General features: G+C 73.3%; 18 protein-coding genes. 4 read left to right on the forward strand and 14 right to left on the reverse strand.

All coding sequences use genetic code 11. The features are described 5' to 3' along the window. Positions 1 to 3: 3 nt before the first annotated feature. Positions 4 to 654, reverse strand: coding sequence for a TetR/AcrR family transcriptional regulator (locus L6E12_RS12895; protein ID WP_236228140.1), 651 nt, complete (start codon positions 652 to 654; stop codon positions 4 to 6). A gap of 76 nt (positions 655 to 730) precedes the next feature. On the opposite strand from L6E12_RS12895, the gene L6E12_RS12900 reads away from it, so the two are divergent. Both L6E12_RS12900 and L6E12_RS12905 read left to right on the forward strand, forming a co-directional pair. Continuing rightward, entirely contained in the window at positions 731 to 1,384 is a 654-nt protein-coding gene (locus tag L6E12_RS12900; protein ID WP_236228141.1) for an SCP2 sterol-binding domain-containing protein, read from the forward strand. 26 nt (positions 1,385 to 1,410) lie between these two features. Further along, positions 1,411 to 2,019: an alkyl sulfatase C-terminal domain-containing protein gene (locus L6E12_RS12905; protein WP_236228142.1), complete on the forward strand. Its 609-nt coding sequence runs from the start codon at positions 1,411 to 1,413 to the stop codon at positions 2,017 to 2,019. Positions 2,020 to 2,065: 46 nt separating this feature from the next. On the opposite strand, the gene L6E12_RS12910 is transcribed toward L6E12_RS12905, so the two are convergent. From L6E12_RS12910 to pdhA, 3 genes are read right to left on the reverse strand one after another with little or no spacing between them, the layout of a single operon-like run. After that, positions 2,066 to 3,544 (reverse strand): dihydrolipoamide acetyltransferase family protein, encoded by a 1,479-nt coding sequence (locus tag L6E12_RS12910; protein ID WP_236228143.1) that lies wholly within the window; start codon positions 3,542 to 3,544, stop codon positions 2,066 to 2,068. Between the two features lie 3 nt (positions 3,545 to 3,547). Further along, entirely contained in the window at positions 3,548 to 4,573 is a 1,026-nt protein-coding gene (locus tag L6E12_RS12915) for an alpha-ketoacid dehydrogenase subunit beta (protein ID WP_236228144.1), read from the reverse strand. Continuing rightward, positions 4,573 to 5,778, reverse strand: coding sequence for a pyruvate dehydrogenase (acetyl-transferring) E1 component subunit alpha (gene pdhA / locus L6E12_RS12920; protein WP_236228145.1), 1,206 nt, complete (start codon positions 5,776 to 5,778; stop codon positions 4,573 to 4,575). Before pdhA ends, L6E12_RS12915 begins: the two co-directional genes overlap by 1 nt. A gap of 373 nt (positions 5,779 to 6,151) precedes the next feature. Between pdhA and L6E12_RS12925 the strand changes: the two genes are divergently transcribed. Further along, positions 6,152 to 7,570 (forward strand): M20/M25/M40 family metallo-hydrolase, encoded by a 1,419-nt coding sequence (locus L6E12_RS12925; protein ID WP_236228146.1) that lies wholly within the window; start codon positions 6,152 to 6,154, stop codon positions 7,568 to 7,570. Between the two features lie 44 nt (positions 7,571 to 7,614). Here L6E12_RS12925 and L6E12_RS12930 read toward each other — a convergent pair whose 3' ends face one another. The 10 genes from L6E12_RS12930 to L6E12_RS12975 all read right to left on the reverse strand — a co-directional run bounded on the left by L6E12_RS12930 (position 7,615) and on the right by L6E12_RS12975 (position 15,044). Next, positions 7,615 to 7,866 carry a hypothetical protein gene (locus L6E12_RS12930; protein WP_236228147.1) on the reverse strand — a complete coding sequence of 84 codons (252 nt, stop codon included), beginning with the start codon at positions 7,864 to 7,866 and terminating at the stop codon, positions 7,615 to 7,617. After that, complete coding sequence (locus tag L6E12_RS35375) at positions 7,863 to 9,683, reverse strand: glycohydrolase toxin TNT-related protein (RefSeq protein ID WP_236228148.1); 1,821 nt, start codon at positions 9,681 to 9,683, stop codon at positions 7,863 to 7,865. Before L6E12_RS35375 ends, L6E12_RS12930 begins: the two co-directional genes overlap by 4 nt. Further along, the gene (locus L6E12_RS12940) at positions 9,680 to 9,988 is read right to left on the reverse strand and encodes a type VII secretion target (RefSeq protein WP_236228149.1); all 309 of its coding nucleotides are present in this window, start codon (positions 9,986 to 9,988) and stop codon (positions 9,680 to 9,682) included. Before L6E12_RS12940 ends, L6E12_RS35375 begins: the two co-directional genes overlap by 4 nt. A 22-nt stretch (positions 9,989 to 10,010) precedes the next feature. Next, entirely contained in the window at positions 10,011 to 10,559 is a 549-nt protein-coding gene (locus L6E12_RS12945) for a YbaB/EbfC family nucleoid-associated protein (RefSeq protein WP_236228150.1), read from the reverse strand. A 34-nt stretch (positions 10,560 to 10,593) separates the two neighbouring features. Next, positions 10,594 to 11,712 carry an ADP-ribosylglycohydrolase family protein gene (locus L6E12_RS12950; protein ID WP_236228151.1) on the reverse strand — a complete coding sequence of 373 codons (1,119 nt, stop codon included), beginning with the start codon at positions 11,710 to 11,712 and terminating at the stop codon, positions 10,594 to 10,596. Positions 11,713 to 11,734: 22 nt separating this feature from the next. Next, positions 11,735 to 12,583, reverse strand: a complete 849-nt coding sequence (locus tag L6E12_RS12955; RefSeq protein ID WP_236228152.1) for a WXG100 family type VII secretion target — start codon at positions 12,581 to 12,583, stop codon at positions 11,735 to 11,737. Next, positions 12,583 to 12,933 carry a type VII secretion target gene (locus tag L6E12_RS12960; protein WP_236228153.1) on the reverse strand — a complete coding sequence of 117 codons (351 nt, stop codon included), beginning with the start codon at positions 12,931 to 12,933 and terminating at the stop codon, positions 12,583 to 12,585. Before L6E12_RS12960 ends, L6E12_RS12955 begins: the two co-directional genes overlap by 1 nt. Further along, positions 12,933 to 13,367 (reverse strand): YbaB/EbfC family nucleoid-associated protein, encoded by a 435-nt coding sequence (locus tag L6E12_RS12965; protein WP_236228154.1) that lies wholly within the window; start codon positions 13,365 to 13,367, stop codon positions 12,933 to 12,935. The genes L6E12_RS12960 and L6E12_RS12965 overlap by 1 nt, the downstream gene beginning before the upstream one ends. A gap of 26 nt (positions 13,368 to 13,393) precedes the next feature. Continuing rightward, positions 13,394 to 14,173 carry a hypothetical protein gene (locus L6E12_RS12970; protein WP_236228155.1) on the reverse strand — a complete coding sequence of 260 codons (780 nt, stop codon included), beginning with the start codon at positions 14,171 to 14,173 and terminating at the stop codon, positions 13,394 to 13,396. 103 nt (positions 14,174 to 14,276) lie between these two features. Continuing rightward, positions 14,277 to 15,044: an ESX secretion-associated protein EspG gene (locus L6E12_RS12975; protein ID WP_236228156.1), complete on the reverse strand. Its 768-nt coding sequence runs from the start codon at positions 15,042 to 15,044 to the stop codon at positions 14,277 to 14,279. 89 nt (positions 15,045 to 15,133) lie between these two features. Here L6E12_RS12975 and L6E12_RS35090 point away from each other — a divergent pair. Continuing rightward, positions 15,134 to 15,356 (forward strand): hypothetical protein (locus L6E12_RS35090; protein WP_304523879.1); only part of this gene is annotated, 223 nt, incomplete at its 3' end.

The raw sequence follows: 15,356 nt of genomic DNA on the forward strand, positions 1-15,356 counted from the left end.
CGGCTACTCCGGGGTCGGCAGCCAGGAGGTGCCGTCGACGAGGTCACCGAGGCCCATCCAGACGAGGTTCATCAGCCAGGAGGCCACGGTCTTCTCCGGCACGTCCGGGTGGTCCAGCCACCAGTCGGCGAGGGACTCACCCGCGCCGACCAGGGCGACCGCCATCGCCTCGGTGGACTTCGTCGGCACGCCGTGGCTGGTGGCGGAGCGGACGAGCAGCGCGTCGACCAGGTTGATCGCCCGGCCGCGCATCCCCATCAGCTCCTCGCTGAACGGACCGCCCTGGGAGGTGGCCTGGCGGTGCAGCACGCGCCAGCTCTCGCGCTGCTCGCCGACGAAGCGGAAGAAGGCGCGCAGGCCGTGCCAGAGCTGCATGTCCGGGGGCGCCTCCGCCCGCACGCCGCTCGCGATGGCCTCCACCAGGAGGGTGGCCTCGCGCCGGATGCAGGCGGCGAACAGGTCCTCCTTGTGCCCGAGGTACGCGTAGATCATGGGCTTGGAGACGCCCGCGACCTCGGAGATCTCGTCCATGGACGCGTTGTGGTACCCGTGCTCGGAGAACACCCGCACCGCCGCGTCCAGGATCTGGCGCTCGCGGACCTCGCGTGGCAGGCGCTTCACGCGCGCAGGCCGACGCTGTTCGTCGACGCTCACGCCAACCTCCTGTGCCCCACTTGCCGGAAAACCTACTCACCCGTAGCCTACTGGTGAGTAGGTCCTGGAGGTGTCCATGCCCGAGTCAAGTCACACCGGTGAGGCCATCGGCGCGCTGAAACCGCGGGATCTCGTGGCGATGCTCGACCGCATCGACGTGGCTGACGTCGCCGCGTCGAACATCGACGTGGATGCTATCGGTCGCGCAATCGATCCGAGAAAACTTGGCACGAATGACCTGACTTCGGTGCTCGCCGCGGTCAACCGGCTCGCCGAGGCGGGCGCGGACATCGGCCTGTCCCGGATGGGGCCGACCACGTTCGCCCGCCTGATGGCGCACGCCACCACCGACCAGGTCGAGTCGATCATGGCCGACCCGGTGCTGCGCGAGCGCGTCCTCGGCGAGATCTTCCGCCGCATGGGCGCCCACCTGCGCCAGGACCGGGTCAAGGACCTGCACGCCGTCGTGCACTGGCGCCTCACCGGAGGCGCGGGCGAGGGCGGCTACGACCGCTACGAGACGGTCATCCGGGGCGGCACCTGCACGGTCGGCCGCGAGATGGCGGAAAGACCCCGCGTCACGGTCACCCTGACCCCGGTCGACTTCCTCAAGCTGATCAGCAACAACGCCTCGGCCCCCGTCCTGTTCATGACCGGCAAGCTCAAGGTGCGCGGCGACCTCGCGTTCGCCGCGAACCTGATCGGCCTGTTCGACCTACCGCGCCCATGAGCCGCTCCAGGGCGCACACTGCGGGCATGACCGGTTCCCGCAGGCGCCGCGGCGAGAAGTGGCACCGCCTCGAACCCACCGCCGTGGTGGACCTCGACGGCTTCGCCGCCACCATCGACCCCGCAAAGCTCGACCCCGACCAGTTCGTCCAGCTCATCGCCACGCTGGACATGCTCGGCACCGCGGGCACCGGCGTCGAACTGGCGGGCATGTCCACCGAGACCTTCGCCCGCTTCTTCGCCCGCACCAGCCCCGACCAACTCGAAGCCCTGATGGCGCACCACCGCCTGCGCCACGTCGTCTTCGAGGAGGTCTTCCGCCGCATGTCGGCCCACCTGGACCTGACCAAGGCCGCCGACCTGCGCGCGGTCGTGCACTGGCGCTTCACCGGCGGCTCCGGCGAGGGCGGCTACGACCGCTTCGAAACGGTGATCGCCCGGGGCACCTGCACCACCGCCGACATCCCCACGGCCGACCCCCGGGTCACCATCACCGCCGACCCCCCGGACTTCCTCCGCGCGGTCACCGGCGGAGCCACCCTCCCCAAGCTCTTCATCTCCGGCAAGGTCAAGGTCCGCGGCGACATCGCCTTCGCCGCCACCCTGACCGACTACTTCGACCTGCCCCGGCCCTGACCGGCGTGGTGGGGGCCCACCCGGGCGGGCCCCCACCACGCACGGGTCAGTAGGTCATCGCCACCGCTGGGTCGGCCAGCAGCGCGCCGACGTCGGACAGGAACTCCGACCCCTGCTGCCCGTCCACCAACCGGTGGTCGAAGCTCAGGGCCAACTGGCACACCTTGCGCACCACGACCTCCCCGTCGACCACCCACGGCGTGTCCCGGATGGCACCGAACGCCAGGATCGCCGACTCGCCGGGGTTGATGATCGGTGTCCCGGTGTCCACACCGAACACGCCGACGTTGGTGATGGTGATCGTCCCGCCGACCATGTCCGCGGGCGGCGTCTTGCCGTCGCGGGCGGTGACCGTGAGCGCGTCCAGGGCCTCGGCCAGCTCGCGCAGCGACAACCGCTCCGCGTTGCGGACCTTCGGCACGATCAGCCCGCGCGGGGTCGCCGCGGCGATCCCGAGGTGCACGTAGTCCTTGTAGACGATCTCCTGCGCGGCCTCGTCCCACGCGGAGTTGACCTCCGGTGTGCGCTTGACCGCCATCGCCACGGCCTTGGCGCAGAACGCCAGCGGCGTCAGCTTGACGTCGCGGAAGTCCCGGTGCGCCTTCAACCGCGCCCGCAGCTCCATCATCGGCGTCACGTCCACGGTCAGGAACTCCGTGACGTGCGGTGCGGTGAACGCGCTGCTGACCATCGCCGCCGCGGTGACCTTGCGGACGCCCTTGATCGGCACCCGCCGCTCACCACCGGAGGACGCCACCGCCTGCGCGGCCGGGGTTCCCGCCGGGGACGCGGCCACCGGCCCGGCCACGGCGCGCTCGACGTCGGAGCGGGTGATCACCCCGCGGTCGCCGGACCCGGTCAGCGACCGCAGGTCGACGCCCAGCTCCTTGGCCAGCTTGCGCACCGGCGGCTTCGCCAGCGGCACGTAGCCGCCCGCATGGCCGTCCGCGTGGTCGTCCGGCGCGGCGGGCAGGGCGTTGGGCACGGCGGCGGCGGAGACGGCGGAAGCGGCCGTGGGGGTGGTGGCGGTGTTCGCGGGTACGGGTTCCTCCACCACCGGCAGCGGCCCCGGCGCGTGCTCGAACGCCGCCGCCACCGAACCCTGCGCCGCCGCGGCGGCGGGCTCGGCCGGGACCGCGGGGCCCCGCCGCGCCCGCCGCTTCGCGGTGACCGCCTTGGAGCCATAGCCGACCAGCGGCTTCATCTCCTCCTCGGCGGGCGCCGCGGCACCGTTCAGCGAACCGTTGATCGAGCCCACGTCCGGTGCCGCCGCGCCGCCGGGGTCGACGTCGACGGTCAGGATCGGGGTGCCGACGTCCACCGTCTGCCCCGGGTGGACGTGCAGCTCGGTCACCACCCCGGCCCACGGGCAGGGCAGCTCGACGGCGGCCTTGGCCGTCTCGATCTCGACGATGATCTGGTTCACGGTGACCACGTCGCCCGGCTTGACGTGCCAGGACAGGATCTCGGCCTCGGTCAGCCCCTCCGCGGTGTCCGGCAGGGGGAAGCTCTTGTACTCAGGCACGGGTCACCACGCCAGCGAGCGGTCGACGGCCTCGAGCACCCGGTCCAGGTCGGGCAGGAAGTGCTCCTCCAGCTTCGCGGGCGGGTACGGGGTGTCGAACCCGGTCACCCGCAGCACCGGCGCCTCCAGCGAGTGGAAGCACTCCTGCTGCACCCTGGCGGCGATCTCGGAGCTGAGCGAGGCCTCCGACGGCGCCTCGCTGACCACGACCAACCGCCCGGTGCGGCGCACCGACTCGAACACCGGCCCCAGGTCGAGCGGGGACAGCGCGCGCAGGTCGATGACCTCCAGCGAGTGCCCGTCCTCCTCGGCGGCGGTGGCCGCGTCCAGCGCCACCTTCACCGACGGCCCGTAGGCCACCACGGTCGCGGTGCTCCCGCGGCGCAGCACCTTCGAGGCGAACAGCGGTCCCGGGGTGGCCGCGGTGTCGACGTCGGCCTTCATGAAACCGGAGTGGTAGAGCCGCTTGGGTTCGAAGAACAGCACCGGGTCGTCGCACTCGATGGCCTGCTGGATCATCCAGTAGGCGTCCACGGCGTTGGAGCAGGCGACGACCTTGAGGCCCGCGGTGTGCGCGAAGTACGACTCCGGGGACTCCGAGTGGTGCTCGACCGCGCCGATGCCGCCGCCGAACGGCACCCGGATGACCATGGGCACCTTCACCCGGCCCAGGGTGCGGTTGTGCAGCTTGGCGACCTGGGACACGATCTGGTCGAAGCCGGGGAAGATGAACCCGTCGAACTGGATCTCGCACACCGGGCGGAACCCGCGCACGGCCAGGCCGACCGCGGTGCCGATGATGCCGGACTCGGCCAGCGGCGTGTCCAGCACGCGGTGCTCGCCGAAGTCCTTCTGCAGGCCGTCGGTGATCCGGAAGACGCCGCCGAGCTTGCCGACGTCCTCCCCCATCACCAGGACCTTGGGGTCGGCCTCCATCGCGGTGCGCAGGCCCAGGTTGAGCGCCTTGCCCAGGGTCAGCGAGCGGACCGACGACGCGGTCGCGGACCGGTCGATCACGGGTGCGGCCATCAGTGCTCACCTCCGGCGAACCCGGCCTGGTAGGCCAGGAACTCCTCGCGCTGGGCCGTCACCAGCGGGCTGGCCTCGGCGTAGACGTGGTCGAACATCTGCCCCACCGGCGGTTCGGGCATGGAGAAGCAGAACTCGCGCAGCTCCGCGGCCAGCTCGTCGGCCTCGGCCTGCACCGAGTCGAAGAAGTCCTGCTCGGCGTGCTCGTGCCGGACCAGGTTCACCCGGACCCGTTCGATCGGGTCCTTGAGCTTCCACGCCTCCAGCTCGTCGGAGAGCCGGTAGCGGGTCGGGTCGTCGGTGGTGGTGTGCGCGTCCATCCGGTAGGTGAACGCCTCGATCAGCACCGGCCCGTTGCCCTGGCGGCAGACGTCGAGCGCCCAGCGGGAGACCGCCAGGGTGGCCAGCACGTCGTTGCCGTCGACCCGGATGCCGGGGAAGCCGTAGCCGCGGGCGCGCTGGTAGAGCGGGAGCCGGGTCTGGCGCTCGGTCGGCTCGGAGATGGCCCACTGGTTGTTCTGGCAGAAGAACACCAGCGGCGCGTCGTACACCGACGCCCACACGAAGCCCTCGTGCACGTCGCCCTGGCTGGTGGCGCCGTCGCCGAAGAAGCACATGGTGGCCTCGCCGTCGGCGTCGCCCACCTTGCCGTCGAACCGCTGCCCCATGGCGTACCCGGCGGCGTTGAGCACCTGGTTGCCGATGACGATCGTGTACGGGTGGAACCGGGTCTCCACCGAGTCCCAGGTGCCGTGGTCGGTGCCGCGGAAGATGCCCAGCAGCTCCGTCGGGTGCACGCCCTTGCACCAGGCCACGCCGTGCTCGCGGTAGGAGGGGAAGGCCATGTCGGTCGGCCGCATCGCCCGACCCGCACCGATCTGCGCCGCCTCCTGGCCCAGCAGCGGGACCCAGATCCCCAGCTGGCCCTGGCGCTGCAGCGCGTTCGCCTCGCGGTCGACCCGGCGCACCAGCACCATGTCGCGGTAGAGCCCGCGCAGGTCCTCGGCGGTGACGTCGGCGACGTACCGGTCGAACTCGGCGTTCTCCACCCGTTCACCCTCGGGCGTCAGGAGCTGCACCAGCTCCGGACCGCCCTCGCTGGTGGCACGCAAACCCGCGATCACCTGCTCTGCTGTGGGCGCGGCGGCCGTGGCCGCCGGGCCACCCCGGGGCTCGGGGTGCGTCCACTGTTCTGGGGACGACATGTGCGATCTCCTCGTGGTTCGAGCCGCCCGACCGCTCGTGGCGGGCGGGCGGCCGCGCTGCGCGGCACGCCACGGGTAGTGGCGTTGGCCACCGTCAGCGCAGACGGTTTCCTCCCACATCCTGGCACGGCACAGCATGGCGGAACGAGGCGCCGAACGTCGGGAGTTGTCCACAGGGTGCGGCTGAGCTGGGAAAACGCTTGGACTCCCGATGTTCGGGGGTCAGAGCAGCCGCCGATCGGAGCAGCTCAGCGCGACCGGCGCCGCGCGGCGGCGGACCCGGCCGCGAACGCGGGTGAGCTACCTCACCTTGTGCCGCACCGTCGCGATCCGGTCACGGCGGGTCGCCCGCGCCGGGTGGCAGGATCGGGGGGTGGACAAGACAGCAGCACACGACGCCGTGACGCGCCTGTGGGAGGCGGAGATCCTGCCCAGCCTGCGGGAATTCGTCGCCATCCCGGCCCTCTCCCCGAACTTCGACCGGAACTGGGCGGAGACCGGCCACCTCGACGCGGCCGTCGAGCACCTGCGCCGGTGGATCACCGGTCGGGACCTGCCCGGTGCCCGGGTGGAGGTGGTGCGGCTGCCGGACCGCTCGCCGCTGCTGGTCGTGGACGTCCCGGCCACCGAGGGTGCCCCGGACACCGGCACCACGCTGCTCTACGGCCACCTGGACAAGCAGCCGCCGGTCGGCGGCTGGGGCGAGGGCCTCGGCCCGTGGACGCCGGTGCTGCGCGACGGCAGGCTCTACGGCCGCGGTTCGGCCGACGACGGCTACGCGGGCTACGCCGCCACCGCCGCGATCGAGGCCGTGCGCGCCGCGGGCGGGGCGCACGGGCGCTGCGCCGTCCTGCTGGAGACCGGCGAGGAGTCCGGCAGCCCGGACCTGCCCGCCTACCTGGAGCACCTGGCCGAGCGCCTGGGCCGGGTGTCGCTGGTCATCTGCCTGGACTCCGGCGGCAACGACTACGAGCGGCTCTGGCTGACCACGTCGCTGCGCGGCCTGGTCTCGGTCGACCTGACCGTGCGGGTGCTCGACGCCGGTGCGCACTCCGGCCTGGCCAGCGGGATCGTGCCCAGCTCGTTCCGGATCGTGCGGGCGCTGCTGGACCGCGTCGAGGACTCCGAGACCGGCGAGATCCGGATCAAGGACATGCACGTCGACATCCCCGACGATCGCGCCGCCGAGGCCGCGGCCACCGTCGCGGCGGCCCCGGGCACGGTCACGGGCGCGTTCCCGCTCACCGCGGGCGCCCGCCCGGTGTCCGACGACGAGGTGGAGCTGGTCCTGAACAACAGTTGGCGCCCGACGCTGTCGGTCATCGGTGCCGCGGGCTTCCCGGAACCGGTCGACGCGGGCAACGTGCTGCGCCCGTCCACCACGCTGACGCTGAGCTTCCGGCTGCCGCCGACGGCCGACGGCGAGGCGGCGCTCGCGGCCGTCGCGGAGGTGCTGACCAGCGACGTCCCCTACGGCGCGCGGGTCGAGCTGTCGCGCACCGAGGTCGCCGACGGCTGGAACGCGCCCGCGCTCGCGCCGTGGCTGCGCGCGGCCCTGGACGCGGCGTCCGACGAGGTGTTCGGCGCCCCGTGGCGCACGATCGGGCTGGGCGGGTCGATCCCGTTCATGGGCCTGCTCGCCAAGGCGTACCCGGACGCGCAGTTCGTGATCACCGGCGCGCTGGGGGCGGACTCCAACGCCCACGTGCCCGACGAATGGCTTCACGTGAAACAAGCGCAGCGGGTCACCGAGGCCGTGGCACACGTCCTCGACGCCCAGACCCGCGCCTGACACGCGCCCGGTGGGCGGGGGTGGCCCCCGCCCACCGGTGTGCGTCAGCGGCGGGTGAGCCTGCCCGCGACGAGCTGGCTGTAGGTCAGCCTGCCGAGCAGCAGCTCGCACGCCGCGCTCTCGTCCGGCAGCTCGACCAGGTGGTTCTTCTGGCCGCGCTCCATCCAGTACACCTGCCACGGGCCCTCGGGGGTGCCGTGGATGCACCAGCACTGCTCGTCGCGGGAGCCCAGGGCGACCACCAGGGGCTCGATGCCGATGTCGTCGAGGGCGGTGCCGAGGCCTTGCAGGTTCACAGCGGGATCTCCCTGAGGTAGCCGGCGTTGATCAGGTCGACCACGGAGTGCGGCAGGACGTACTGGGTGCCGCCACCGGGCTGCCCCATGGCCGGGGCGATCGGACCCTCCCACACCGGCAGCGGTCGGACCACCTCGTACTGGTGGTAGCCGTTGTTGAGGTTGTCCGGCGGCAGACCGCGCTGCGGGTAGGGCGTGTCCGCGGGCGAGACGAAGTCGCCGCGGGCGCTGCCGAAGCGGTCGATCGTCTGGCCGGGTTGCAGCACGCCCGGGGTCCGCGCCTCCGGGGAGTCGAAGCCCTGCGGGTGCGCGTCGCCGTCCGGCCACTCCAGCAGCCGGTTGCCGTAGCGGCCGGTGTCGCCGCTGGGCCAGTACTCCTGGTTCCAGCCCGCCTCGCCGAGCCCGGCGTGCGGGTCGTAGTCCGGTGGCACGAGGTCGCGGACGGCGGGGTGGTCGGCGGGCACGCCGTTGGTGTTGATGATGGCGTCTCGATTCGGGTTCGCCCGCGCCTGGGCGATCAGGTCGTCGTCGAGCAGGTTGGCGTTCGGGTGCTGCAACTGGCTGGTCGGGATGGTCCTGCCCGACGCGTCGTAGTCGCGGGTGTTCACCGGGTGCGCAGGCGTCGCGGGGTCCACCGGGGTGGTGGGCGGTGCGCTGCTCGGTGTGGTGGTCGAGCCCGCGGGCGGGTCGACGCGCGCCGGCGTCGGCGTCGGTGTGCTGGTGGGTGGAGCGCTGCTCGGTGTGGTGGTCGAGCTCGCGGGCAGGTCGACGCGGGTGGGCGTCGGTGTGCTGGTGGGCGCGCTGCTCGGCGTGGTCGTGCTGCCCGGGGAACCCGCGGGCGCGTCGACGCCACTGGGTGTGGTGGTGGGGGCGCTGCTGGGCGTGGTCGTGCCACCGGTCGACCCGGGGGGCGCGTCGACGCCGCTTGGGGTGGTGGTCGGCCCGGCCGGGGTGGTGGGCGCGGCCGGGGTGCCGCTGGTGGGGGCGTCCACGGGCGGCGGGGTGGAGCGCACCGGGCTGGGCGCGTCCGGGGTGCCCGCGCCGGTCGGGCTGGTCCGGAGGCCGCGCAGGCCGGACTTGATGGCCTCCCAGATCTCGCCCAGCTTGGCTATGATCGGCCGCAGCTTCTCCACCGACCGGGTCAGCTTGGTGATCACGTCGGTGATCCGGCCGACCCACTTGGCGATCAGCGCCGCCGCCGACGCCACGACGTGCGGGGTGGCCAGGCCCAGCGTCAGGCCCGCCTCCGCCAGCCACTGCGGGATGCGCACCAGCAGCGTGGAGACGCACTCGGCCACCAGGTCGCGCACGATCCCGCGGACCGTGCCCACCAGCACCCCGACGACCTCGACGACGGTGCCGATGGTGCCCGCGCCGGACGCGGCGGCGGTGATGTGCTCGTTCTGCCCGGCGGTGTTGCGCCGGTAGGCGTCCGCGGCGGGCCCGGCCCAGCCCGCGGTGCCGTTGTCCACCTCGGTCTTGAACTCCGCGGCGACCGCGGCGACCGCCTCCGACACGTTCTTCCAGGTCGCCGCGTACGCCGCGATCTGGTCCGCGTCGCCTGCGAGCCAGTTCAGCGCGTCGCGCAGCGGCTTGATGTGCTCGATCAGCCAGGACACCGCGTACTGCCCGAGCGTGCCCACCGGGTCCAGCGCCAGCGACAGGATCTCCAGGCCACCGCCCACGACCCCCAGCCCGCCCTCGACCCAGGACCCGTTGTTGACGCCGTTGTAGACGTCGACGGCGGACTCCACCACGCCGATGCCGGTGTAGGACTGCGTGGAGTCCTGCCGCTCGGCGACCAGCGGGTTCGTCACCGCGCACCCCCGGCGAACGGCGAGGTGTTGGCCTGCTCGGTGTTCGCGTACGAGCCCGCGGTGTCGCGCACGCCCTGCGCGGTCGCGTCCATGGTCTGCGCCGACTCGCTGATCGACTCGACCGCGGGCGTGCTCACCGACTGCACGATCGGGACGAAGAACTGGCAGATCTGCCCGTACGCCTGCGACCCCAGGTTCACCTGGTTGGCCGCCTGGAGGGCTTGGTCGAGCTTGTCGTGCAGGGCGGCGAGCTTCGAGGCGTGCGCGCCCAACTCGCCGACGAGGACACCGTAGCCGTCGGGCACCGGGGGCTCCTTCGATCAGGGGTCAACTCAGGATGGAACCGCCGCCCCACGGGTTGTCGTCGTCGTCCTCGGTCTCGGGTCGCGGCCTGCGGGGCGGGCGCCGCGGGGTCGGGGGGTCGTCGGGGTCGTCGGCGCGGCCGAGGGTCATCTCCTCGACGTGGCCCCCGCTGTGACGCACGTCCTCCGGCTCCGGTTCCGGGAACCTCTCCCGGTACGACCCCACCACCGCCGCGACCGTCCCCGGGTCGTCGCCGACGGTCCGCTCCATCACCTCGGCCACCCGCTCGGTGATCCGCGACTGGGCCCGGCGCATGGTGGCCAGCACCAGCGCGGACAGCTCCCGCCCCGGCATCTCCCGGTTGCGGTCGCTGATCTCCAGGGCGGTCACCGCGCCGGTCGTGTCCACGGTTACCCGCACCACGTCGTCGCGCGAGACCTCGGTGACCGCGACCGCGGCGACCTCGGCCTGCATGGCCCGGTAGCGCTCCGCCTTCGCCTCCACGTCGGCCGCCCACCGGGTCATCTCCTGCTCGGTGCGGAACCCGTCCCCACCGAATGACGGCAGGCTCACCGCGTGCCTCCTGAAGTCGGGACCGGGGACGATCTCACCAGGCCGGGTACCGCTGCTGCCAGTCCGCCACGTCCAGCGAGTTGGTCTGGCTGAACTCCACCAGCGAGTCGCGGCCGATCCGCTCGATCACCTCGCGCAGCTCCAGGTCCGCCAGCCAGTGCTCCGGGATCGCCCCCACCCCGTGCACGGCGCCGAGCAGGTTGCCGCAGATGGCGCCGGTGGAGTCGCTGTCACCGGAGTGGTTGACCGCCAGCAGCAGCCCGTCGGCCAGGTCGGTGGCGGTCAGCGCGGCGCACACGCCGATCGCCAGCGCCTCCTCCCCGACCCAGCCGCCGCCCAGCTCCGCGGCGATCGCCTCCGGCGTCGGCCGCCCGGACTCGGCCAGCTTCACCGCCGTGTCCAGCGCCTCCACCGTCTCCGCCGAGTCGTCCCAGGTCACCAGCTCCGTGCGCACCTCGACCAGCGCCGAGGGCAGGTCCGCGCCGTCGAGCAGCCGGTGCACCAGGAACGCCAGCGCACCCGCGGTCAGGTAACCGCTGGGGTGCCCGTGGGTCAGCGCCCCGGCCTGCGCGGCCACCACGAACGCGTCCAGCGGGTCCTCCGACCACAGCGCGCACGGCGCCGCCCGCATCACCGCCCCGCAGCCCTTCGAGTCGTTGAGCCGCTCGGACAGCGTCCCCCGGTCCCGGCCGTCGGCGAAGCCCTTCAAGGCGGTCAGCACCGTCGACCCGGGGGCGCGGCGGTGGAACAGGCCCGGCTCGCGGACCAGCCAGCCGTCCGGCTCCGCCTCCATCGCGTACGACCCGCCCGCCTCGTGCCACGGGACGCCCTGCGTGTGGTACCAGCGCTGGTAGGCGTGCTGCACCACGGACGCGGGCTGCTGCTCGAAGTACCCCAGCCGCCGCCCCACGTGGCCGCGGATCATGGCCTCCAGGGTGAACAGCGTCATCTGGGTGTCGTCGGTGATCCTCCCCGGCCCGCCGTAGGCGTCGGCGTAGCCGGTGGCCCCGCGCGGGCCGAACCGCTCGCGGATCGTGTCGATGTGCAGGAACTCCACCGGTCCGCCCAGCGCGTCGCCCACGGCCCCCGCCAGCAGGGAGCCCAGCCACCTGTCCGCCGGGATCACACGTTCGTAAGGAAGGTCGCCGTCCACGACCGGCAGGGTAGTAGTTCGGTCAACGCCCTTGCTCAAGAGCGTTGAGCCGGCGCAGCAACCCGTCGAGGACGTCGCGCAGCGCGACCAGGGCGGTGATCGCGGCGCCGAGCACCGTGTCCAGCTTGGCGATGGTCCTGGCCACCGTCGACACCACCTGGGCGATCTTCGAGGTGGCCTGCGCCACCACCAGCGGCGTGGCCGTGCCGAGCGAGGCGGCGATCTCGATCGCCCAGCTCACCAGCGACCCGGCGATCGCCGACAGCACGTCGCGGACCGCCGTGCGCACCCCGTTGACCACCTCGGCCATGCCCTGGGTCAGCGTCGCGATCCCGTGCGCCGCGCCCGCCACCCCGCCGCACACCCCGGCCGTCTCGGCGGCCTTGTTGCGGTACGCCGAGGCGGCCTCCCCGGTCCAGCCGGGCGCCTCACCCGCCGCCGCGTCCCGGTAGTCCTGGGCCACCGACAGCATCTGCTGCTCGACGTTCGTCCAGGACTGGGCGTACCCCTTGACCATGTCCGGGTTGCCGGACAGCGCGTGCAGCGCGGCCCGCGCGGGCTCGATGTGCTCCAGCATCCAGGAGAAGAGCTGCCCCGCCACGTAGGCGATCGGGTCCAGCGCGGCACCGGCCACGTCCAGGGCACCCGCGGCGAGACCGCTCAGCGCCAGCTTCCAGTCACCCTTGTCGATGCCCTCGGCGATGGCCCACCCGGCCTCGAAGGCGGTGATGCCCGCCATGAACCCCGGCCCGCCGTCGGCGCTGGGCAGGCCGACGTTCTCCACGGGGTTCCAGTCCTGCAGGTAGTTCTCCCGCAGGTCGGACCGCTGGTCGATGAGCGGGTTGTCGGACCTGTTGTCGACGTCGACCATCAGTTGCCCCCCACGGTCGGGATCATGCCCGCGGCGGCGTCGAGCTGGGCGACCAGCGCGTCCAGCACGGCGGTGACCTTCTCGTCCACCGCCTGGTACTCGGCGGCGGCCTGCTCCAGCGACTCGGTGAGCCCGTGCAGGGCGGCGGCGGCCTTGGCGATCGCCTCGGTGCCGCGCTGCTGCGGCTCCACGAGCATCTGCCCGAACGGCTGGCAGAACAGCCCGTAGGCGTCGTTCAGGCTGCTCAGGTGCGCGCCGGCCTCGGCGGCCACGTCGGCCCTGGCCGCCTGCGCCTCGGCGGTGGCGGCGTGCGCGAGCACCTCGCCGATCGTCACGGTGAAGCCGTCCATCAGTCGTCCCATTCCTGCTCGGTCAGGGTGGTGTCCCGACGCGGTCGCTTGGCGAACTCGTTCTCCGGCGGGTCCGGGAACCGCTCCCGGTACTGCGCCAGGATCGCCTCCCCCGGCCCGTCCTCGCCGACGGTCTCCCTGGTCACCTCCTCGACCCGGGCGCGCAGCTTCGCCTGCGCCGCGGCCAGGCACGCCATCAGCGCGGCGGACAGCTTCGCCGGGTCGGCGCCGCGACCGCGGTCGGTCACCGTCAGCTCGGTGGGCAGGCCGTTGCCGTCCACGCTCACCCGCACGGTCCCGTCGGCCGAGGTCTCGGTCTCCGACAGACCGCTCATCCGCTGGTGCAGTTCGGCGTAGCGGGCGGACCGCTGCTGCAACTGCTCCGCCCACTTCTCCATCTCCCGGGCCGCTTTGCCCGGCTGTGCGCTGACCATGCCCGCCTTGCTACCAGATGTCGCTTTCAGGCGTGTGCTCTTCGGACTCTTCTGTCGACGATCCCGACGACCGCCTGCGCGTCGTCGCTCGGGATGAGCACCGCGCCCCGCGCTGTCCGCACCACCACGACCGGCCCCGGCCTGGCCAGCAGCGGCGTCCCGTCGGCCAGCGACAACCACGGCTGGAGCTGCGCGAGCAGTTCCACGTGGACACCCAGCACCTCGACCCACGGCACCGCGACCCGAGCGGGCGACCCCGCGCTGTTCGGGGCGTGCCTGCGGGCGTGCAGCACCAGGTGCGTGCGCCCGACCGTCGCCCCGGCGGTGATCAGGTCGGCGCGCTCGACGGCGATCCGCACCCCCACCCGCAACTCCAGGTCGGTCGACCCCAACTCCGCCACCAGCGGCAGCATCATCGTCCGGTAGGCGCTGCGCCCCACCAGGAACGCGGTCGGCAGCGCCGCCCAGGCCACCAGGAAGAACGGCAGCGCCGCCACCCCGCCCGCGACCCCGTACGCCGGGATCGCCCCCAGGACGAGCTGCCCAGCCGACCCCAGCCAGGCGACCTTCGCCCACGACGGCGGGTCGACCCGCGCCGCGGGCAGCACGACCGCGGGCACCAGCGCCCCGAGGACGGGCAGCGCCGACCACCACCCCACCGGCCGGTCGCCGACCAGTGCCATCGCCGCGCAGGCCAGCACCACCGCACCGGGCACCCACCCGAACGCCCCCGCGAGCAGCGCCCGACTCCGCCGCCACCGAGCCGCCAGCCCCGGCTCCACACCGCGCGCGGACAGCGACCTCACCGGACCGCCCCCGCGAACAGCACCGGTACACCCCGTGTCGACAGCGGCCCCCGCCGGACTGCCTCTGCGGGTGGCACCGGTGCGCCGCGCGCGGGCAGCGGACTCACCTGATCGTCGCGTGCAGCTCGGTCAGCCGCTTCCGGATGAACTGGGGCGTCCCCGGCACGGCGCTGATCGACCGCTCCCCGCGCCCGGAGGTCCGGTAGAGCGCCCACCGCCCGTCGGGGAGGTCGATGAAGCTGAGCCAGTCCGCCGCCCGCACCCGGGTGCCCCGGTGGTGGCGCCGAGCGGTGTACAGCTTCCCGCCCCCGACCCGGGGGGCCCGCACCAGCGCCTCCAACCGCCGGGCCTCCGGTGCCCGAGCTGACCGCGGCCTGCTCATGTGGAACCCGCCGGTGTCGGCCGTCGAGGCCCCGTCCGCGTAGTCGCTCTCCCGCACCGAGATCGCCTCCCCGCGCGCGGCGGGCACGTTCGGCAGCCGGAACACGAAGGACTCCACCAACCGGGCCGGATCGATCCGCTCGAAGGCCACCTTCTCCCCGACCCGCTGCGCCAGCACCCCGATCCGCCCGGCAGCGGCCACCAGCACCGAGTACGGCCCCTCGGCGTCCTGCAACCACCCGTAGTACTCGACCGCGCCCCGCTGCACCACGCCGAGCAGGTCCAGGAACTCGGGATCGAGCCCCCGGGCCCCGTTCACCCCCGCCGCGTCCAACTCCCGCCGCAACTCGGCGTCGGCTTCCTGCTGGTGGCGCTGGGGGTAGTAGCGAGCCCCACCGGTGAACAGCGTGTGCGGCTCCCCCAGCCCCTGCGCCGCGCACAACCGGTGCAGCGACTCGACCGACAGCTCCACCTTGTCCCGCGTCTGCACCGCTACCCCCCGATCACCGGCGGCGCGGTGACCTCGTCGGTGCCGAAGACGGCCTCCGGGTCGTCCTCGATCAGGAAGGAAGCGCGCTCGTGCTCCTCGTCTTCCCCACCCTGACCGCGCCCGCCCCCGGCACCGCCGCCCGCGGGCTGCCCACCACGCCCACCAGCGCGTTCGTCAGCCGCCGCCCCGAACCCGCGCGACCCCGGCCCGTGCTCACCGGCACCGGCGCCTGCGCCCGCCCCGGCCCGCGCGCCCGGCCCGTGCTCAGCCGCGCCTGCGCCACCGGCGCCCACCCCGGCCCCACCGCCACCG

The organism is Actinokineospora sp. PR83, assembly GCF_021056305.1.
Classification (GTDB): Bacteria; Actinomycetota; Actinomycetes; order Mycobacteriales; family Pseudonocardiaceae; genus Actinokineospora; species Actinokineospora spheciospongiae.